Below are 21,962 nucleotides of genomic sequence, written 5' to 3'. Positions count from 1 at the left end.
GTAAGACATCTGCCCTAAAATATTCCCAAAAACTTCTTACGTTTCTTTTTAGGTTTTTCCGGTTGGGAGATCACAGGCGGAGTATATTTATACCTTTCCGCTGATACAGCAGCACGCCACTTGGCAATCGAATCTGCTTTCATACGAGCGAACTGCTGGGTATGAACCAAACTATCATAGTTATAAGGTTTTAACAATAAAATGGATTTATAGGGTTTAAGCGGTACGCCGGCTCCGTCAGCGCCATATTGTGCAGAGTTGCTGTTGCCGGCTTTCGAAACGACAAATAGTACCATAAATAACGCCGCCAGGAAAACAAGCCCTGCAAACACGCTTTTTTGCATGTGTACTACGCCCTTATCCATCCTGAGGATCCCAACCTTCTCCGGATCGCTGCGTTCCTGTAGTTTAGTTTGCAGTTTTTCGTTTTCGCTTAGTAAGGTAGATGCTCCTATGTTCACCTGTTCGCCGGCTGTTGCTAATGTTCCGTTAACAATTGCGTCGTGTAAAGCCTGACCGTCCGGAAAACGATCCTCAGGTTTTTTTTGGAGGCATTTATCAATCAGCGCCAGCAGCCAGGCAGGTACCTGCATTTCCATCTCACGTTTGTCGGTTCCCCAATTTCCGGGTAGTGCTGCTTTACGTAATGGAAGCGGATCAGGAACCTTGCCTTCCAGGTGCCCCATCATCACGTTGTTCCGTCCGGTGTCTCCACTTGTATTCAGGGGAAAAGGTACCTGTCCGGTAAGCAGCTCATACAGGATTACGCCATAGCTGTAAACATCAGTCTGCATCAGCATTTTACCGTCCGATTGTTCAGGTGCCATAAACTCCACTGCACCAGCGTTGCGAATGCTGCTGCGGCGTTGTTCCTCACTCATGATGGCTAGGCCAAAATCCAGGAGTACGTAGTTACCGGTGTTTATATTGTACTTAACGTTATTACTTTTTATATCGCCGTGCTTTACTCCTACTTTATGGCAATGGGCAAGCGCGCAGGCAAGCTGATCAGCTACTTTAAGCAGCTCCTTCAACATGAAAATCTTCTCATGTGGTGGCTGTAGCAATTCACTTAGGTCGGGGCCGTCTATATACTCCATTTCTATGAATGGGAACGATCCACTTTCGGTAACACCAAAACTTAAAATTTTAACAACGTTTGGATTTGTTATTTCGTTAACCTTCTGCAGCTTGGCTACCTCGTTCTGAAAGTTACGGTAGTTTTTATCTTCGCCGCTTTCCGAATAAACCGGGGTTGGGATCATTTTAACAGCTGAATAGATAACACCTGTCCTGCGGCCCTTGTATACCGAACCTTGTCCGCCGGTACGCAGTGCTCCCAAATTTTCTAAACCTTCGGCTATTGTAAAAACCTTGCTCATTTACTCATGGGTTGATAGCTGAACTCCAGTACAGCAGATTCGCCAAGTATAACCTGATCACCTTCGGCAAGCGGGTGACCGATGGTTGTAGAATGCAGTTTTATAACGTTATCGCTTTTATCAGCACGTATCTTGATCTTATTCCTTGGAGGAATGCCGCCATCATCGGCAAACAGCATAAAGCGCTGGGTATCCACACTCCATTCGATGTGCGCATGCTGGCGGCTTATATATTTGTTTGCTGCGTTACCGCTGTCTGATGGAAATGCTATTTGGTTGGTACGGAAAAATCCATCATCAGCCTGGGCCCGTTTATCGCGGCCTATATTAACCTTATCGCCGCCGGATTGTATCTCGTATTCAGCCTGCTCGGTCTCGCCATTTAATACCCTTATATAGCCTGTTGCCTTTTGCTGGATAAAGTGTTTACCGGTCTTAATAAAAAACGCGGCATCAACGTTAAGGGCCTGTACTGCTTCTTCGGGTTTGTCGTCATCAAAAAATATGTCCAGCGACCAGCGTTCCGGCAAACCGAGGTCATAGTCGTCTGCTATCTTTTGTATCTCGTCCCTAAAAAGATCGGGCGTCTCCGCGTAAACCGCGGCCTCGTACATGTGCCGGTCGGCCTCACTACAGTTAATGTAAAGGCTTAAGCCTTTAATGTTTGAGCCTTCACCACCTTCCGCTTTCTGAAGTTCCTGCTTTATAAACTGTAACAGCGTGTGGCGTACGCCCTTTACGTCTTCGGGCCTGTCCTTTTCGCTTCCACCGAACAAATTAAATATCATGTATCTAAAAGTATTATATATAACGTGTATACGGACCTTTTTTTAACCCGTTGGTTTATTCAATTGTTTGCTGTGCAATCCCTTTAATATAGCCCTTTTTGAGCAAAAATGGTATTACGTGCTTACCGGCTAGCTTAACCGCGTCTGACGAGCCCTTTGTGGCTTCTACACGTACGCACGTTACAATATAACCCGGGCCTTTTTGCTTGGGCGCGAAAAATACATACCAGCCATCGTTTATCTGCTGCCCTTTCCAGATACGTTCCGGTGTACCGGTTTTACCGGCTACAGGGATCCCGAGGGTATATGTTTTGGCCTCGCTTTGCTCTATCATGTACTTACGCATCAATTGAGCGTATTTTGGATCATTTACCAGTTTTACTCCCGGCTTAACTGAAGTTGCAGAATCACTAAACTTAAGCACGTAACGGTTATTAGGCATAGTTCCGTTGTTTGCTATGCCTGCAGCCATACGTGCCACGGCCGCGGGAGTAGCGATTAACTCGCCCTGTCCCCACGACATACCCGATATGCCTTTGGCCCGTGTACGCCGGATGTTGTTAGGGTCATATCTTGGCTTGGTGTTAAATTCCGTTTTACGCCAAAGCTGACGCCATTTATCTTCCTGTGCAGGGTTCAACTGCTCGCGGCCGTAGTAGTAACCGCCCACACCATGCAGGAACATGCCGGTTTTAAGATAAACCGTAGCCATATCTTCCTGCAAGTGCTGATCGTTGGCTAGTTTTATGAAGTATACGTTGTTAGACTTTACTACTGCACGCTCCAGCGTTATCATACCGGTTTCATCAGGCTCCAGCCCTTTGGTACGGATGCGTTCATAAGAGGCAACGGGATACGTTTTATTGGCCGCTGCCAAGCCTAACTTATTAAAGGATGCTAAGGATGTAGCAAGCTTCGCGGTTGAGCCAGGCTGCGTTGCCAGTGTAAAGCCCAGGTCGCTTGTGGTCATCCATCCGGCTAATTGGTTCTGGTCGGCATTACTCATTGTTAGCTTTTCCCAATCTCTTACAGGAGGCAACGGATAAACTGATGATGCGAGCACGTCGCCTGTGTTAGATTCCATTACCACTACTGATACGCGGTTATCAAGCAGTGAGGTATCGGTGACCATTGAACGCTGAATGTTGGTTTGCAGACCTGCATCCAATGTAAGCCTGACATCGCGATTACGGTTCTTGAATGAGTCTACTGCCGTGCTGTTTATACCCGCAAGCAGCAGCGGAGACAATGCACTGTAATCTTTCCGCACGACGGTCATCTCTTTTACACCACGCGCCAGGAACCTGTCCTCCCGGTAGCGGTTAGCTGTAACATTAAAGTTGGTGGTCGGCAGTTTAAATCCCCTTAATTCCGCTGCGTGTTCGTACTCGGCAAAGTATCCGTTAGGGCTGCCGTTAAAAACGCCGGTATTGTTATCACCTACCCAAAAGAACATCTGCTCCGCAAACGGATAATAACGATCGAGCCGTTTGTGCATAGCTGAGTCGATATTATAGTTACCCGCTCCGGATTGTGCCAGCTTGCCCATCTGCTTTTTCACCAGGTCCGGCTTGCTGGTAGCCAGCAATACCCCATCCCGGTCATAAAGGTTGCCGGCTTGCAGCCGGTTCATCAATATAGCAATACGGGGGTTATAGCTAAACATGCGCGCACCGCCTTTATCTGCAACTAGCGCAGGCTGTACCACCCACTTTTTATTATTGAACAAATAACGGGAAACACTCACTGTAAGTAAGGCAACGCCCATTACCGCTGCTATAAGCGCAGGCACCAGGTTCTTGTCCTGCTGGCCCGAGATGTACTTCATTTGTATAGCTGTACCTTTTACCCTTGATGCCGACATTAAAAAGCCAGAAGCAAGTAAGTTGGCCACCAATGATGACCCGCCATAGCTTTGAAACGGCAGCGACACGCCCGAAAGCGGCAATGCACCGGTAGAACCACCTGCAATAAGCAGGAACTGGACGAATGTGGATATACCTACACCCGCACACAAATAAAACAGGAACGGTGTACCCGTTCGCCGACCTATTATAATTGACCGGTGCAGGTAAAGGAGGAACAGGATGAAAATACAAACGATCCCTGTCCAGCCAAATTCTTCACCCATTGACGGGAGAATCATATCTGTATGAGCTTCGGGGATGGTTTTAGCAAAACCCTCTCCTACACCCTGCCCGGATACGCCACCACTTGACATTGCCCAAAGGCCATTTGCTACCTGGTCGCCGCCGTAAACTTCATTGTTCCATGGATCCATCCAGATGGCCTTGCGATCTACCAAACGTTGTACCGGGCCTGGGAACAGTTTACCTAAATACGGGATCTGGTCAATGGTAAGGAATGCAGCCATGATCACGAGTACCATAACGGCAGATTCACTGAGCTTACGACGCTGGAAGAACATGAGCAATGCCACTATACCGGCAGTTACCGCAGCTGAAAGCCACACGTTCTTTAAGGTCCAGGAGGCGATAACATATATAACTACTGATATCGCCATAAACATGAAGTCGCCACGGGAGAACGAGAATAAGGCAATGAAGGTAAAACACACCACCATGGCCGGTCCAAGGTCTCCCAGCAGTAAAAATAGCATCAGCGTGACGAGTATTGCTATAAGCGCAAAAGCAAAGAAAGACCAACGCTTTGTCCAACTGGTGTATTCGCTTATTAATTTTTCATTAGCTGCAAAGAAGCCGGCAAGAAAAAGAATGATAAGGTATTTAACAATCTCGCTCGGCTGAAAGCCAAACAAGTTCACCTTTACGCCGCTGCCTTCCGGACCGGTACCAAACTTTATGGTCATAGCTAATAACCCTGCTGCTATCACTACCCACGGCCAGCCGTTTGAGGCCTTTTGGTTGTTTTTAAAAACTAACAAACGGTACAGATTAGAATCGGCAGTGAAGCGGCGCATCTTAAAGACAAGCATCACCAGGAATGCTACCATCCCAATGCCTAAATACACCAGTGAGTCTTTTGCCAGGAACCGGTCACGTAAAGGATCCTGCAGGCTAAGCAGTGTCAGGAAAGATAGACCTGTCAGGATCATTACTACAGGCAAAATCAACTGGTCGCTATCACTGAAGAACAGCGAGAGTATGATGTGCATCAACAGGTAAGCACCGATGAAAGTTGCCGCTATGATCCAGAACCAGTGGTTGAATTCCGCAGGTGTGCGTATGATCAACGACTTCTCCTTTTTCAGGATATTAAAATCTCTTGTAGAAAATAGTTTTATGGTGTGGGGCGCCTGGCGAAAACTAAATACAGCATCTTCGTCCAGGTTTTCAGTGCCCTGTGATGTTCCGAACTGGAAGCCCGGCTGTAGAGGCAATATTTTGAATGCTTTACCATCTGGTAAGCCTTTGAAGTGATAGTTACCGGATCCATCCGTGCGTGCATAAGCGGTAAGCTCCTGAAGTTTTAACTTACCTGCACTATCCGGATAAAGTACCTTTTTGAATCCTTCTCCCTGTTCTGTCCGCGGCTTTGTATCCTCTGTGAGTTCATCACTAAACAGGCTGTCTTGCGGTAGTATCATTTGTAGCCTCACCAATACACCCGGCACCAGCTCTTCGTCATGTGAAATGCTGCCGCTGATGCCATACTTGCCCATAGCCAGATCTGTAACCTGCGGCAGTTTCATTGGCGATTGTTTTTCACTCACAAAAAGCAACGAGTCCGCACCGGTATAGCCCAGTAAAGATCGCGACGCTTCTACACGTTTTTTGAACGACTCGCCACCTTTCGCAAAAGCATCATCGGCAACTACGTAGTACTTACGCTTATTTAGTTCACCAACATTATCAATCTTTTGGCCTACACCAATGTTATCGCCAACCGTTTTGGTAATTAGTTCTATATCGCGTTTGTCTTCAAAGTAATACCCCTTGGTAAGCAGCTGATGTATGCCCTGTGCGGGATCTTTGTCATTAAGGTTCACCATTGTGCCATCCGCCAGGCGTTTATCAACATCAGCAAAGCGAAGCTGCACAACTTCGTACAACCTGTAGAACAACAAAGAAAAGAGGACCGTAATGAGCAGGAGGAAAATCCTTTCTTTACCTCTGCCGGGTCTTTGCGCCTTATCTGCTTCCATTTTGGGGCTTAACAGTTTTATTAACAGAATCGGCATAAAGTGCCGCTGCCGGGAATATTTCCGTTACGGCTCTGCCGCTTGGTAATCCATAATTCTTTTGTACTGGTGTTTTGCAGTCGCTAAACTCCACATTACGCAGGTACAACGGTATATTGCCGGACGCTATACCTGCCGTAAAACCCTTTAACTTTAGGTTGGTAAAGCCAGCAGCCCTAACGCCACTTTTGAGTATAAATGCAGGCGCATTATAAGCAGTGTCTGCCTGTATGGCTAGATTACCTTTTACACGAATGAAAAACTTAGCGCGGCTAATATCCAGCGTATCGCTGATGATCAAGGGCTGTTTGAACGACGTGTCGGACAATACAAGCGTATCTGTCTTCATCATGTTAATGGCATTTTGCAGTTTGATCTCTTCAGAATTGCGTGGCGACTTTTCCTTTGTTACGGCAATAGCCTCCGGTTTGGTTACACTTTTGTTAATTTCCTTTTGCCATTGCAGGTAGTAATAAACAGAAGCACCTATAAAGAACAGGCACAAGATGCTGATGATCACAGCGTACAAATTGCTTTTTTTTTCAGGCATTGGTTTTTGTTGCTTTTCTTTAATCGCCGAGGTTACATTTTGATATTCTTTCTTTACCTCTGGCGGCGGTTCGGTATTTTCCTTAAGCTCTACAACTGGTATTGTTGCTGCTTGCGGCTGAGGCTTCTTGTCGTTCTGCACCAGCACTACAGTTATGTTATCGTGACCACCATTTTTATTGGCGGCCTGTATAAGCTTACCAGCCTTTTCAGCTAAGGGAATTGGCTGTGTAATAATATTGGTGATCTCTCCCTTATCCACCATATCGGTGAGCCCATCGCTGCACAGCAGCAGCATATCTCCGGGCAGAAACGGCGATTGACCTGTTTCAATAAAACTATCGTCAGCATCTATCTGGCTGGAAAAACCCAGCGCTTTGTTGATCTCATTACGTTTAGGGTGGTCCATGGCTTCGCGCTCGCTTATGCGCCCAGAGTCTTCAAGAAAGCCTACGAAAGAATGATCTTTGGATATCTTAACCAATGAGCCATCGCGCAGCAGGTATAAGCGTGTATCGCCAACATGCGCATAGTAGAACAAGTTATTAGGGATGTCGGTAACAGCCAGAGTAGCTACACAAGCCATGCTGTCCAACTCTTTAACTTCTTGTTTTTTAGCAGTAATGGCACTATTCGCTTTGCGTATAGCCTCTATCATTGCAAATACAAAGTTCTCTTTGGTTTCGCTCAGGTGATCCAGTATCTGCTCGCGTGCAATAGCTGCTGCTACTTCGCCGCCATTATACCCCCCAACACCGTCTATAACACTTGCCAGTACAAGGCTTTTGTCCAGCCGCGTAGCAATAAAGGTATCCTCGTTATTGCTGCGCACCTTACCGGTGTCTGTTAGTCCAAAAAAGTTTTCAGCCATTGTGTTTGCCGGAGTTTTTAATATCTACAAAGTGCGTTGCCAACAGGCAAACCACCATTACTAACAAGCTTATTGATAATATTTGCGACATACGCTTAAGACTTAAACAGATTAAGGCCCACTATACCGTTTAACAACATACGCGAATTTACGGGCAGCTCTACCCACTTGGGTGCATTAATATCGCTGGTAGGTACCGCCATTTCGTTGAGCGTTGTCATTTCGCCATATGATGCCAGGTAGAATTTACCATCCGCCTTATTAAAGCGCACCTGCAAATGCGGCGTGTTAACCCACTCCGAAGGTATCTTGAATATATTTGGCTCATCGCGTTCTTCGTCGTTCCCGGAGACAATTACATCGTCATCCTTCATTAGAAACTCTACCTTTTTACCGGCAAACTGCTTATCGGGAATAATGGTTTCGAAACGGGCAACGCTCTTGCTTTCCTTTTGAATCGCCTCCTTTTCGCTGTACTCCAGATCTTCCTGGTAAGGTATTTCAAAGTAACCTTCGCTGTAATAGATAAAGCCTTTAAGAATATCCTGATTCACATCGAATGTCTGCGCAATACCTGTCTGACGCGGAATAAAGGTTACCCTTAAGTTCTCTTCCTTTTTGGTGGGTTGACTGTTATCCGGAAGTAACTTCCCGATAAAGCCTTTATCACCGCGTTGATAATCCGGATGCGATACCAGCCTGAACACCCATTTGGATCCGGATGGTTCTACGCGTTTACCCTCCTGCCGATATTCCTTAAGTATTTCATAAAACTTTTTAACAGTCTCCTGTACTATTAAGCCAAACAAACCCTGCTTGTTCTCGATAAACTCACGGTAATCATCAGCATTAAAACTGATGATGAATTCGTGATAAAAAACTACCCGGCCTGCAAACGAGAGGTCCTTAATAGATTCACGAAACTGGTCTACAATATAACTATAAACGCTTTCAGGCGTGAGTGGCGGTATTTTACCGTTAACACCGGTACTTTCTGTGGTCAAGAACCAATCTTGTATACCAATGCGCTGCCAAAAACTAGGTTTGGTTTCCATGTTTAAATCGTAAACTTCAAAATATGATAATGAACACTAAACAAAGGCAGATGTTTTTAGCACGTGCCAGGTTGGTATATGAACTTTTAAAACGGCGAATCGTTAGATGTATCTGCCCTGCTGCTGTCCACAGCAACGCTGTCTATAGAAGCCTTAATAATACTATCTCTTCTATGCTTGATGGAATCACGACGCAATTTTAAAATACGCTTCCGTTCTGTCTCCAATCGTGCAGAGTCTTCGTATTGCGGATTATTCATCAACGTGGTATCAGAATTAGTTTGAACAGAGTCTTGAGTAGTGGTGTTGTTAGGAAGTCGTGCATCCTTTTTAATGAATACCGAATACACAGAGAAGAGTACAAACAGCACCAGCAATGCCACCAGTGCGTTGAAGCCGAGTTTAGAAACAACCATCTTAGAGTTGTCCAAGGGCTCTGCCAGTTCCTGATCTATTACGGGTTGCGCGTTTTGAAGTTCAAGCAATTGTTGCTGTAGCTTTTGATTATCTGCTTTGAGCGCTGCAACGCTCTCTGTAGCAGTAGCAGCTCCGACCGCAACATTCCCGTTTGTAGATGATAAGCTACCTGCAACTATTGCATCATGCAGTTCAGAACCATCTTTAAAACGGTCATCGGGATTCTTTTGAAGGCATTTATTGATGAGGTTAAGCAACCACGCAGGAACCTGCATTTCCTGTCGGATCTTCTTTTCGTCCCACTCCTCAGGCATATTTAACTTACGGGAGCGTATCGGATCCGGTATATCGGTTTCCATATGGTTCACCATAACAGAGTTCCGCCCGGTATCGCCGTTCCCAGACAGTGGGAAAGGTACCTGACCCGCAAGCAATTCGTAAAGGATAACACCGTAACTGTAAACATCTGTCTGCAGCAGCATTTTTCCTTCATGCTGCTCCGGCGCCATAAATTCAACCGCGCCGGCATGACGTATGCTGCTGCGGCGTTGTTCTTCGCTCATGATAGCCAAGCCAAAGTCGAGCAACACGTAATTGCCTGTATGGATGTTGTATTTTACATTATTGCTCTTGATATCGCCGTGCTTTACCCCAACCTTATGGCAGTGCGCAAGTGCGCAAGCTAGCTGATCAGCAACTTTAATTAGCTCTTTCAGCGTAAATATCTTATCATGCGGCGGCTGCAGCAATTCACTTAGATCAGGCCCCTCAATGTATTCCATCTCTATGAAAGGAAACGAGCCGGTATCTGTTACACCTGAGCTGAGTATTTTTACAATGTTCGGATTAGGTATTTCGTTTACCTTTTGCAGTTTAGCTACTTCATTTAAGAAGTTTCGGTAATTTTTATCATCGCCGCTTTCGTTAAGGATTGGTGTCGGTATGAGTTTTACGGCGGAATAGATGGTACCTGTCCGCTTTCCTTTATATACCGAGCCTTGCCCGCCGGTACGCAAAGCGCCTAAATTTTCTAATCCTTCTGCAATGGTAAATACTTTACTCATGTATCTTTCTAAAAGTTGAGGTTTTACGGTAAACGGGAACGCGCCCCTGAAATTACAATAAACAAAGCCGTTTGTTGTACGGAAATGAAAATTTGTATGGAAGGCAGTCGCCCGGCAGCTAACCGGATCTCACCAAAAACTTAAAGGAACGCTTATTAGTATACCTTAACAACACATTCTATAAGGTTGTAAAACATTTGGCTTTAAAGGTTGTCCTTTATGTAATTTATGGATATAGCTGATCAAAAACCCGCCCCAAGGCCACGCAAAGAACTAACATATATAGAAAAGGTATGGCACACTGTAGCAATTGTAGCATTGCTAGTAGTAGTGATACTTATAGCGAGAGTAGCGTTCAATGTATTGCTGATGGTGCTTGCCGCCACACTTATTTCTACTTACTTCCATGGGTTGGGCAACATTATCCAACGCAAAACAGGCTGGAGCCGTAAAGTAGCCATGTCTATATCTGTCGGCGGTTCTTTTGCCATTGTTGGGGTATTGCTGTGGTTTATTGGTGCACGCCTGCAAATGCAGGTAGCTCAGTTGAGCCATACCTTGCCTAGTACTATTAGTGCCGCCCGCGAAAAGTTGTCGGAAACACCAATTGGCCAACAGGTACTTACTTATTTTGATGATAACTCCGGCAAGATATTTATTACTGCCCAACATTTTTTCAGTACCAGTTTTGGCGTGCTGGGAAATATTTACATCATTGTTTTTCTCGCGTTATTCTTCACTGCAAGCCCGTCTGTGTACAAGAATGGATTTATGATATTAATCCCCGAAAAGAAAAAAGAACTGTGGCAATGTATTATGAACAGGGTAAACGTATCCTTAAAGGGATGGCTTAAGGGCATGTTGCTATCTATGGTGCTGATATTTGTGATGCTCACAATAGGCCTTACAATCATGGGGATTCCCGCTGTGCTTGTTTTAGCGCTTTTTGCGGGTATGCTCAAGATCATACCTAACTTTGGGTCGCTTGTAGCCATGATACCCGGTGTGCTGCTTGCACTGACAGTAAGTACAAATACAGCCGTTATTGTAGCGCTTATTTATATTGTCTCGCAAACTATCGTCAGCAATATTGTAACCCCCATTATTCAGAACAAGATTATTAATTTACCGCCTGCTTTAACCATTATCAGCCAGGTTATCATGGGAACCTTGTCTGGCGCGTTAGGCATAATCCTGGCGGTGCCGTTGCTTGCTATAACGGTTATACTGGCGGATGAACTGTACGTAAAAAAGATAAATGTAGTAAAGCGCGATGTGAATGCGGAAAATGTTCCGTTGACGGATTAAATTATAACTCCTTTTATTACGTTATTCCATCACTTCATAAATAGTAACAGGTTTAGCCTTATTTTTAAGAATTACCTCTCCTATCTTTTCACAATGGAACGACTCTTTTGCTTTATGATAAGTTTCTTCAGAAATAATTATTTGTCCTGCCTTTGCTGAAGATTGTAAACGTTGCGCCAAGTTAACAGAATCGCCAATGACGGTGTAATCCAATCGCTTTAAAGACGCTGACCCAATGTTTCCTGATACCATCTCGCCGGAGTTAATGCCAACTGATATTTCGGGTTTGAAGGTTTTTTCGCCTGCAGTTATCTCTTGTACGCCGGCAAGTTGATGTCTTGCCGCCAGGGCTGCATCTATCGCTCTGTCAAGGTGGTATTCTCCACGAAAAACAGCCATCACTGCATCGCCCATAAATTTATCTACATGGCCGCCTTGGGCAACTACCTCTTTTACAATTTTGTCAAACAAGCCGTTTATGAGCTCAACTACCGTGTTGGCAGGTACATTCTCCGTAATAGATGTAAAGCCGCAAACATCTACAAACATAACCGTAGCGTCTATTACTTCGTTCTTTAATAAACTGTTTTCAAACTCTTTATGAGTCATAAAGTTGAGCACGTTCTCATCCACGTACATCTTGAGAATGTTATTCTCTTTGATGGCCTTTATGGTTTCCTGAAGCTGCTTTACGTGCTCGATAGTCTTTTGCATTGTAAGATCAAGATCATCAAAATCTACCGGCTTACATACAAAATCAAAGGCGCCACGGTTCATAGCGGTACGGATGTTCTGCATGTCCCCATAAGCGCTAACCACTACCGCTTTTACCATAGGATTAGCTTCCGGCAATCGGCTTAACAGGGTAAGCCCGTCCATTACCGGCATGTTTATATCGCTCAGGATTATATCGAGATCGGGATGTTCTTTAACTTTTTCTAAAGCTTCTTCGCCGTTTTGTGCAAAAACAAACTCGTAGATATTTTCCCTTATCTTCTTCCGGAACTTTTGCTTCACAAGCAATTCCAGGTCCGCCTCATCATCTACAACTAAAATCTTGGCCATTACAATTGTTCCCCGGTGTAGGTTTTTAGTTTTTCTTTTAGCACGCCAAAGTCAAGCGGCTTTGTTAGAAAGTCGTTCGCGCCCTTCTCCATTGCCTGGCGGTGGTTCTCTTCATCTCCGTAAGCGGTTATCATCATCACCACAGGTGGTGGTGGTGCCGTGTAATCTTCGCGGATGTGTGTTAACAGCTCAATGCCGCTCATGCCAGGCATGTTGATATCGCTAAGTATCAGTACAACCTCAGAGTGCTTTTCTTCGAGGTAATGAAGCGCTTCCTCCCCCGACTGGGCAAAGCTAAACTCGATTTCATTATTCTTTATCTCTTTGCGAAAACGTTGCAGGAACAGTGGCTGTACATCTGCTTCATCGTCAACTACCAGTATTTTCATATGCTGTGTAAATATAGCCCTTTTAAGTTTTGGCAGGGAGCCAAATTATAAACTTGGTATACTGCCCTTGTACTGTCTCTACATCAATCTTGCCGTTATGACCCTTTACTACAATATCGTAGCTAAGTGATAAGCCAAGCCCTGTACCTTCACCGGTCGGCTTTGTGGTAAAAAAGGGCTGCATGATCTTGTCTCGTATTTCTGCCGGTATGCCTGTGCCGTTATCTGCAACCGAAACTACGCAGCCCCCGGAAGGTGTACTGTATGTTCTAACTTCAACCTGTGGCTTGTAACCGCTGTCCGAAACTTTTGCTTTTTGCTGTGTAGCATAAAAGGCATTGGTAAACAGATTTAATAGTACACGTCCTACATCCTGCGGAACAATATTTACTGCTGGCAAACTTTCTTCATAGTCCATTACAAGTTCAGCATTAAATGATTTATCCTTCGCCCGTAAACCATGATAGGCAAGCCGCAGGTATTCGTCAGCCAGCTTATTAAGATCAGTTGGCTCCTTCTGTCCAGACGTAGCCCGGCTGTGCTGAAGCATGCCTTTAACAATGCTATCGGCGCGTTGGCCGTGGTGTCTTATTTTCTCCAAATTTTGCTTCACATCGCCGGCGATAGCAATTGCCTCTTCCTTGTCTCCGTTGGCAAGTTCTATCTCCATTTCGTCAATTAGTTCAATACTTACTTCGGAGAAGTTGTTTACAAAATTCAGCGGATTTTGTATCTCATGTGCTATGCCAGCGGTAAGTTCCCCCAGCGATGCCATTTTTTCGGATTGTATCAACTGCGATTGCGTCTGCTTAAGTTCGGTAAGCGATTGGTTTAGTTCCGCGGTACGCTCGGTAACTTCTTTCTCCAACCATTCATTTTGTTCTGCAATCAGCTTTGCCTTCTGCTGTTCTGCTTCCCTCGCAATTCGTTCGTTTTCCAGAATTTGTAAGGTATTCTGTTGTTCAATGTCCTTAAAACGACCGAATAACGACCATGACAAGGCAATTACTGCCCATAAAAGAGAAAAGTTGGTGAAATACTCCATAACGGATGTATTTTGGTTAAGCACAATGCCAACCACTACTACCATTATAAAACAAAAGATGAATGGTGATACTGCAAGCACAAAAAGCCTGGTGGCAGCACGGCGCTTGATAATGTCGGTAACAATAGTAACTACAATGCCCACGGCTATAACCGCAGTGATCAACGCCAGCGTTACAGTCAGAACACCACGAACAAGATTAGATGCATTAAGCAGTAAATAGTTCAGGGTAGCAACTGCTGCAAAGCAATGGCAGAGCGGCATAAATACTTTGTTCCACTTCGGATAATTTTCCGACGTGCGCAGGAACATCCCACTCAAAATAAAACCGAGATAGAAAACAAACACCAAAATAATACCTGAGACCCGGTCGCTCAGGGTAGGGTACTCGCGAAGTGCCAGGTGCTCCAAAGGTCGGGAAATGCTTGAGATTGCTACAAGTACTAGCAAGACTGCATAGTAGAGGTAAACTTTTTCACGAACGGTATAGTAGAAAAAGAAATTAAATATTGCGGCAAACAGTAAAAATCCGCAGACTGACGAATTGATTATGATATCGGATAGAAATTTATCATTATTGATGTATTCAGCAGCAACTACCCTGTCTGCAAAGCCAATGAACAGTGCACTGGGCGTGCCATTAGAACGTGGCTCATCCCGGCGGTAAAAGGTAACACTATCACCAGGCGGTATCACGTAAATAGTGTTGTTAATTCGTTTAAGACCGCTTTTTAGACTCCAGGGCACACTAATACCCGTTATATAGCGATGCCATTTGCCATCGGGCAACTTTGCGAATATCTCTGATGTTTTCGCCTGTCCTTTAAGGGTTATTTTAATAGGATACCTCAGATCGTTAACTATGCCGAATCTTAACCAATAGACCAGATTACCTTTTATGTTCTGCCGTTTACCTTCTTTTACATACTTGAAACGGCTTTCTAATCCTTTTACGGCTGGGAATTGAAGCACCTCACCTTCACGTTCCGTTAAATACTGCCAGCTGCTTGCCGGTACTTTCACGTAAGTGCCCGTATCTGCCTTGATATGAAAAGCTGATGGAAAGCCGGCATCTTGCCCTGCTGCGACGCGACACAATAAGAACATAGACATCAACAGGTAACCAAATCTTTTCATTCTATTGTTGTTTGGTTTCTATTGGCAGTGTGATGGTGAACTTTGTCCACTTGCCTTCTTTACTGTCGATATCTATTGTACCACCATGTGCCTTCACTATTATATCATAACTAAGCGATAAACCAAGCCCTGTGCCTTCACCGGTAGGTTTTGTGGTGAAAAAAGGCTGTAAAATCTTGTCCTTGATATCCTCGGGAATGCCTGTACCATTATCCTTAACCGTAATAATTATGGAGGAATGGCCACCTGAATGCGATACACCTGTCGTCAACTCTACTATTGGTTTAAATCCTTCCAAGCCGAGCTTTTGTTTTTGCTGAACGGCGTAAAATGCGTTGTTAAAAAGGTTTAACAAAACCCTGCCTACATCCTGCGGAACTATGTTTACAAGTGGCAGCGTTGGGGCAAAGTTGGTGACTAGCTCGGAGTTAAAGCTTTTATCCTTTGCACGCAGCCCATGATATGCCAGGCGCAGGTATTCGTCGGCAAGGGTATTTACATTAGTAGCTTCTTTTGTGTTGCTGCTTGCACGACTGTGCTGTAGCATACCTTTTACAATACCATCAGCGCGTTTGCCATGATGGCGTATTTTCTCCAGATTTTGCTTGATATCAGTCGCTATCGCAATAGCCTCTTCAGTGTCGCCCTTAGTAAGTTCTTCGGCCATCTCGTCTATAAGTTCCATACTTACGTCCGAAAAGTTGTTTACAAAGTTGAGAGGATTTTGTATCTCATGCGCTATACCAGCAGTAAGTTCGCCTAATGAAGCGAGCTTTTCGCTTTGGATAAGCTGCTGTTGAGTGGTTTTAAGCTGTTGAAGCGCATCCTGCAACTCATTACGCTGGTTCGTTAGCTCGGCTGTACGCTCGGCTACAAGCCTGTCCAGTTCCAGGTTTTGCATGCTTACCATGCGCATTTCCTGCTCCTGCTTTCTGGAATTGGCCCAACGGGCAAATATCCAGGCAAAACCCAGCAGTATAGCCGTACCAGTCCAGTTGTTGTAGCGTCCACCAAACTTTGGGGCTATAAGGTCTATAAGTGCTACTACAATCGTAATAGCTGCTAAAGGATAATGCACCTTGATAAAGGAATGCATCGGTTTAAAATCTTCCTGATTTAGAAAATAATAGACAATCCCCAGCAGCACAAACGCGCCTAAGAACAGATCGTAGGTATCTTCAAACTGATCCGATGCAACAACATACACTACCCAAACACCAACGCTGGCAGTATTAAGTACCAGCTTCCATTTGGGGCCAAGCGGTGTGAACTTGGTTGAACTGAGCAGTCGCCTTATCAGTAAAAAAGAAGCGATGTATAAAAATATTTCCATGTGTAGGGTATCAGGGTAAATTGATGCCAATCAGAATAGCAACGATCGGTCAATTAATTGGTTAAGTAACTAAATTAGTGTGAATAATCAAATAGCATATTCAAGCTTAGCGGCGTCAAACTTGTTAAGGACTTTATCTGGCAACTTAGCCCTGCAAAGCAGTAAACATTTAATATATTTAGCCGACAATAAGTTGTTACTGGTATCTACACCGTCAACATTGACAATCAGGTTATTAAATGAAAGACTTAGCTATACCACACTGGGTAAGAGATTGGGGATACACATTAATGGGAATACTTTTTTGCGGTTTCGCGCTAAAAAGCTTTCTGATACCTAATTCCTTTTTTGATGGTGGAGTAACCGGTATTTCGCTCCTTATTCACGAACTATACCATTTTAACATTGGGTGGATCATCGTACTCGCAAATATCCCGTTCATAATCATGGGGGCTTTTCAGGTGAACCGCCGCTTTGCTTACAAGACCCTTGCTGCAGTGATATTGCTAGGGTTGTGCCTGCAATTTCTGCCGTATCCCGATCGTATTACTACCGACAAATTACTCGTCTCTATTTTCGGCGGTGTGTTTATGGGCATAGGTGTTGGGCTTGCTATACGAGGTGGCTGCGCTTTGGACGGTATAGAGGTGCTGGCGCTTTACACTGGAAAACGCATCAGCTTTACTATTAGTGAGATCATTTTGGGAATAAACATCATTATATTTCTCATTGCTGCATTTGATCTGGGATTGCCTACAGCGCTGTATTCTATCATCACCTATTATGCGGCCTCAAAAACTATAAGCTTTGTTATTGAAGGCCTAGAGGAATATACCGGCGTTACCATTATTTCCGGCGAAAATCAGTTGATTAAAGAACGTTTAGTAAAAGAACTTGGCCGTGGCATAACTGTTTACAAAGGAGAGCGTGGTTTCCTTAAAGAAAGTTTTGATGTAAGCCAACCGGTAGATATCGTATTTACTGTAATTACCCGTTTAGAAGTACGCAGGCTGCGTAACCTGGTACATGATATAGACCCCAAAGCATTTGTGTTTACCAGCACTATAAAAGAAGCCGCTGGTGGTGTACTAAAGAAAAGAGCCCGGCACTAAGTACTGTTGGTGTAACTTTTTCATCGCAATGTTTATTGGTGATGCGAAATTTAGCATATTTAGGGATTACCGCCTGTTTATGAAAAAATTTCTACTTCCCGTAATAGCACTGTTTTCCCTGAATGCTTCTGCACAAAAAATAGCTAAAAAGCCGCTCGACCACTCCGTTTACGATAGCTGGCAGAGCATAGCGAACGAACGCATCAGCAATGATGGAAAAAAGGTTATGTACGTGGTAAAACCGCAACAGGGCGATGCGGACCTAGTTTTAACTGACATAAAGAATAGTAAACCCTTTCACATACCCCGGGCAGATACCGCACGTTTTACATCCGACTCCAGGTATGCCTTGGCCATGATCCGCCCATTTTACAAGGATGTTAGGCAGGCTAGGATCAAGAAGAAAAAGCCGGCAGAGTTCCCCAAAGATACACTTGCGTTAATTTTATTAGGCAAAAACACTGTAGAAAAGATCCCTGCAATACGATCATTTAAGATAGCAGATAGAGCATCAGTGGTGGCCTACCTCGCTCCTGCTGATACCATGAAGAAACCCGAAGTAAGCGACACATCTAAAAAGTCAGTAGCAACAACTATAGCCCCGCCCACCCGCGATGGTGCCGAACTTACTGTAAGGCAACTGCACAACGGCAAGTCGAGGACTTTTAAATACGTAACCGATTATGTATTGAGCAAAAATGGCAAACTGCTGGCTTATTCAGTAACAGCTCCAAAAAAATCCAAAAATGTCACGTCCGGGCTTTTCCTGTACGATATAGAAAGGGACACTTTACGGCTGGTAAGTACCGGCCGTGGTAATTACCGCAACATAACTTTTGATGATGCCGGGAAACAACTGGCGTTTACCGCTGAAAAAAATCCGGAGAAAGCCTTAGTAAAACCATTTAAACTATACTATTACACTTTAGGAAAAGATAGTGCTAATGTAATAGCCGCAGAAAAATCCAACGGCATGACGCCTAAATGGGCGGTAAGTGGCGACGGGAGGGTTTATTTTAGTAAAACAGGAGAAAATCTGTTCTTTGGTACTGCCCCCATACCAAAACCGGCAGACACTACCATAGTCGATTTCGAAGTTGCGCGTTTAGACATCTGGAACTATAAGGACGACTACCTGCAGCCTCAGCAATTAAAGAACCTTCAGCGAGATTTGAAACGCAGCTACCTTGCCGTTATCCGCCCTACAGAACAACACAGGCTGGTGCAACTGGGCGACGAGAACATCCGCGATATTATGGTATCTGACAACAGCGATGCTGATTACGTTTTAGGATTAAGTGATACCGGTGCACGCGTACAAACACAGTGGGCAGGCGGCGGAGTGCAGGAAGCTTATCTTATAAATACACGCACAGGACATCGCACACGCATCAACACCAGGCTTAAAGCTGACTACCGTATATCGCCGAGGGGAAATTACATCATTTGGTTTGACTCAAAAGAGCAGCAATGGCACAGCTACAGCATAGCTACGGGCAAAAAAACAAATCTAACCCTTGGCTTAGGTGCTAAAATGGGAAATGAGGATAACGACGTACCGGATGATCCTTCACCTTACGGCATAGCTGGATGGGAACAGGACGACAAGCGGGTGCTTATATACGACCGATACGATATATGGAGCATTGACCCGGCAACCAGAAAAGCCATCAACCTGACCAACGGTCTTGGACGCAGAAACAAGTTAGAATTAAGATACGTGGCCGGAGACAACGACGAAAAGTTTATTCCGTCTAAAAAGAAGATGTGGCTTATAGCACAAAACGAAAAGAACAAGCAATGGGGTTATTACAATAAGCAAATAGATGAACCTGGTGATCCGCAAAAAGTACTGATGGCGCCAATGGGGTACAGCAGCTTGCAAAAAGCTAAGAACAGCGATGTTTACATTTACACCAAATACAGCTACACTACCTCTCCTGACTTGTATGTATCTGGTGATCTTAAGAAAGAAACAAAGCTCAGTGCTACAAATCCGCAACAGGCGCAATACATCTGGGGAACAGCCGAATTGGTGGAGTGGACAACACCAAAGGGTTATAAATCTCAAGGCATTTTGTATAAACCTGAAAACTTTGATCCTAACAAAAAGTACCCGATGATCGCCTACTTTTATGAAAAGCTAAGCGAGGGATTATACAATTACATGGCTCCGGCACCAACCCCGTCAAGGTTGCCCATCACCTACTTTGTGAGTAATGGTTATTTAGTATTTGCACCAGACATCAGCTATATAAATGGCCATCCCGGAGCTTCAGCAGTAGAATTTGTAAACTCAGGAGTCGAGGTGTTGAAGAAAAATCCCTGGGTTGACGGAGCGCATATAGGCATACAAGGCCAAAGCTGGGGTGGTTACCAGGTTGCTTATCTGATAACGCAAACAAACATGTACGCAGCCGCATGGGCCGGCGCTCCGGTGGCCAACATGACATCTGCTTACGGCGGCATTCGCTGGGAGAGCGGCCTTAACAGACAGTTTCAGTACGAAAAAACACAAAGCCGTATAGGTGCAACGTTGTGGGAAAAACCGGAGTTGTACATCGAGAACTCTCCCCTTTTCCAGTTCCCTAAAGTACAAACACCTGTAGTTGTCATGAGTAACGATGCAGACGGCGCTGTACCCTGGTATCAGGGCATAGAAATGTTTACCGCTCTAAGAAGGCTGGGCAAACCAGTTTGGCTGCTCCAGTATAACGACGAAGCACACAACCTTGTTAAGCGCCAGAATCGGATGGATATAACCATTCGCGAAGCACAATTCTTTGATCACTTTCTAAAAGGCGCACCAATGCCAGTTTGGATGGACAAGGGCGTACCCGCTGTAAATAAAGGCAAAGACTGGGGGTTTGCGCTAAACAGAGAGTAGTTACTCCAGGTAGTAGTGCCTGATGCTGTTGAGGCGATCGTCAAGCTCGTACACCCACGGCGTTGCTGTGGGTATGTCCAGTTTAGTCACCTCCTCATCGCTCAGGTTCTCTATGTACTGGACTAATGCCCTCAGGCTGTTGCCATGCGCACAAATAATCACTTTCTTATTCTCCCTTATAGCCGGCACAATGTGCTCGTGCCAAAATGGTAAGGCGCGTGTCATGGTCTCACTTAGATTTTCAGTAAGCGGCAGTTCACGGTAAGTGAGGTCGCTGTAACGAAGGTAATGTCCCGGGAAACGATCGTCCTGTTCAGTTATAGCAGGGGGATGCTCATGCGGATCGCGCCGCCACTTGTGCACTTGCTCCTCGCCATATTGCGCAACTGTTTCAGCTTTGTTTAATCCCTGCAGCGCGCCGTAAAAACGTTCATTCAGGCGCCAGGATTTATGTACGGGTATCCACAAGTGTTCTAATTCTTCCAGCACAAAGTGCATGGTTTTGATTGAACGCTTTAACACCGAAGTAAAGCCTTCATCAAAGGTGTAGCCGTGCTTAGCAAGCAACCGTCCTGCCCTTCTTGCTTGTTCCAACCCTTCGTCAGACAGATCTACGTCGGCCCAGCCGGTAAATCGGTTCTCTTTATTCCAAACACTTTCGCCGTGGCGAATTAGTACCAGCTTTTGCATATGACGTATTAACGTGCTTTGTCATTTTCGGTTTATATTTAGTTGCTATTTAATTGTAAATAATTAGCTTGCATAAACCAATTAACCCTTCAACACATGATATCAACCACTCCTGTTGTGGTGACGGATGGCATTGCCAATCCTGCGCCACTGGGCCTTTGCGCTTTCGGGCTTACCACCGTACTGCTTAACATACATAATGCCGGTTTCATCGAAATGAATACGATGATACTGGCAATGGGCATCTTTTATGGCGGATTGGCACAGGTTATTGCCGGTGTTATTGAGGCGAAAAAGAATAACACATTCGGGCTAACGGCATTCACTTCTTACGGTTTCTTTTGGTTGTCGCTTGTAGGATTAATTGTAATGCCCAAACTTGGATGGGGAACTAAACCGAGTGAAGGTGCCATGTGCGCCTACCTGGGCATTTGGGGAGTATTTACTTTCTGCTTATTCTTTGGCACCTTAAAATTGAACCGTGCGCTACAATTTGTTTTTGCATCACTAACAATTCTCTTCTTTTTACTGGTAGCAGGAGACGCAACAGGTAGCGAGAACGTTAAACACTTTGCAGGTTATGAAGGCATATTATGCGGAGCATCTGCCATATACACTGGCATAGCCAACGTGCTAAATGAAGTATATGGACGCGAAGTGTTGCCTATTGGTACCGTTAACAAGTAAAACGATAAGAGAAACGATTGG

The 21,962-nt window shown here is 44.9% G+C and carries 15 protein-coding genes; 4 read left to right on the top strand and 11 right to left on the bottom strand.

Translation table 11 applies throughout. The features are described 5' to 3' along the window. Positions 1 to 14: 14 nt before the first annotated feature. The 6 genes from DYU05_RS02545 to DYU05_RS02520 form a co-directional block, all read right to left on the bottom strand. The gene (locus tag DYU05_RS02545) at positions 15 to 1,382 is read right to left on the bottom strand and encodes a serine/threonine protein kinase (RefSeq protein WP_117381405.1); all 1,368 of its coding nucleotides are present in this window, start codon (positions 1,380 to 1,382) and stop codon (positions 15 to 17) included. Further along, the gene (locus tag DYU05_RS02540; protein ID WP_117381404.1) at positions 1,379 to 2,170 is read right to left on the bottom strand and encodes an FHA domain-containing protein; all 792 of its coding nucleotides are present in this window, start codon (positions 2,168 to 2,170) and stop codon (positions 1,379 to 1,381) included. Before DYU05_RS02540 ends, DYU05_RS02545 begins: the two co-directional genes overlap by 4 nt. 55 nt (positions 2,171 to 2,225) lie before the next feature. Continuing rightward, positions 2,226 to 6,296, bottom strand: a complete 4,071-nt coding sequence (locus DYU05_RS02535) for an FtsW/RodA/SpoVE family cell cycle protein (RefSeq protein ID WP_117381403.1) — start codon at positions 6,294 to 6,296, stop codon at positions 2,226 to 2,228. After that, a complete protein-coding gene (locus DYU05_RS02530) occupies positions 6,283 to 7,752 on the bottom strand; it encodes a protein phosphatase 2C domain-containing protein (RefSeq protein WP_117381402.1) in 1,470 nt (489 codons plus the stop codon). Before DYU05_RS02530 ends, DYU05_RS02535 begins: the two co-directional genes overlap by 14 nt. A 95-nt stretch (positions 7,753 to 7,847) precedes the next feature. Further along, on the bottom strand, positions 7,848 to 8,807 hold the full coding sequence (locus tag DYU05_RS02525) for a hypothetical protein (protein WP_117381401.1): 960 nt from the start codon (positions 8,805 to 8,807) through the stop codon (positions 7,848 to 7,850). Between the two features lie 86 nt (positions 8,808 to 8,893). Further along, positions 8,894 to 10,288 (bottom strand): serine/threonine-protein kinase, encoded by a 1,395-nt coding sequence (locus DYU05_RS02520; RefSeq protein WP_117381400.1) that lies wholly within the window; start codon positions 10,286 to 10,288, stop codon positions 8,894 to 8,896. A 228-nt stretch (positions 10,289 to 10,516) separates the two neighbouring features. On the opposite strand from DYU05_RS02520, the gene DYU05_RS02515 reads away from it, so the two are divergent. Then, the gene (locus tag DYU05_RS02515; protein WP_117381399.1) at positions 10,517 to 11,596 is read left to right on the top strand and encodes an AI-2E family transporter; all 1,080 of its coding nucleotides are present in this window, start codon (positions 10,517 to 10,519) and stop codon (positions 11,594 to 11,596) included. Between the two features lie 21 nt (positions 11,597 to 11,617). Here DYU05_RS02515 and DYU05_RS02510 read toward each other — a convergent pair whose 3' ends face one another. The 4 genes from DYU05_RS02510 to DYU05_RS02495 are packed head-to-tail and all read right to left on the bottom strand — an operon-like array spanning position 11,618 to position 16,565. After that, positions 11,618 to 12,661, bottom strand: coding sequence for an adenylate/guanylate cyclase domain-containing protein (locus DYU05_RS02510; protein ID WP_117381398.1), 1,044 nt, complete (start codon positions 12,659 to 12,661; stop codon positions 11,618 to 11,620). Beyond that, positions 12,661 to 13,050 carry a response regulator gene (locus DYU05_RS02505; protein ID WP_117381397.1) on the bottom strand — a complete coding sequence of 130 codons (390 nt, stop codon included), beginning with the start codon at positions 13,048 to 13,050 and terminating at the stop codon, positions 12,661 to 12,663. Before DYU05_RS02505 ends, DYU05_RS02510 begins: the two co-directional genes overlap by 1 nt. Before the next feature lie 22 nt (positions 13,051 to 13,072). Next, entirely contained in the window at positions 13,073 to 15,232 is a 2,160-nt protein-coding gene (locus tag DYU05_RS21210; RefSeq protein ID WP_117381396.1) for an ATP-binding protein, read from the bottom strand. Position 15,233: 1 nt separating this feature from the next. Next, positions 15,234 to 16,565, bottom strand: coding sequence for a sensor histidine kinase (locus tag DYU05_RS02495; RefSeq protein WP_117381395.1), 1,332 nt, complete (start codon positions 16,563 to 16,565; stop codon positions 15,234 to 15,236). 239 nt (positions 16,566 to 16,804) lie between these two features. Between DYU05_RS02495 and DYU05_RS02490 the strand changes: the two genes are divergently transcribed. Both DYU05_RS02490 and DYU05_RS02485 read left to right on the top strand, forming a co-directional pair. Beyond that, on the top strand, positions 16,805 to 17,677 hold the full coding sequence (locus DYU05_RS02490) for a YitT family protein (RefSeq protein ID WP_117381394.1): 873 nt from the start codon (positions 16,805 to 16,807) through the stop codon (positions 17,675 to 17,677). Between the two features lie 79 nt (positions 17,678 to 17,756). Beyond that, positions 17,757 to 20,564: a S9 family peptidase gene (locus tag DYU05_RS02485; RefSeq protein WP_117382926.1), complete on the top strand. Its 2,808-nt coding sequence runs from the start codon at positions 17,757 to 17,759 to the stop codon at positions 20,562 to 20,564. Here the strand turns inward: DYU05_RS02485 and gpmA are convergent, their stop codons facing one another. Further along, positions 20,565 to 21,254, bottom strand: coding sequence for a 2,3-diphosphoglycerate-dependent phosphoglycerate mutase (gene gpmA, locus DYU05_RS02480; protein WP_117381393.1), 690 nt, complete (start codon positions 21,252 to 21,254; stop codon positions 20,565 to 20,567). A 96-nt stretch (positions 21,255 to 21,350) separates the two neighbouring features. Here gpmA and DYU05_RS02475 point away from each other — a divergent pair, with 96 nt between their 5' ends. Next, positions 21,351 to 21,941 (top strand): acetate uptake transporter, encoded by a 591-nt coding sequence (locus DYU05_RS02475; protein WP_117381392.1) that lies wholly within the window; start codon positions 21,351 to 21,353, stop codon positions 21,939 to 21,941. Positions 21,942 to 21,962: the final 21 nt, after the last annotated feature.

Source organism: Mucilaginibacter terrenus (assembly GCF_003432065.1).
In the GTDB taxonomy this organism is placed as follows: Bacteria; Bacteroidota; Bacteroidia; order Sphingobacteriales; family Sphingobacteriaceae; genus Mucilaginibacter; species Mucilaginibacter terrenus.
The sequence above is the reverse complement of the archived record's forward strand: the minus strand, read 5'-3'. Positions and strand labels throughout refer to the sequence as shown.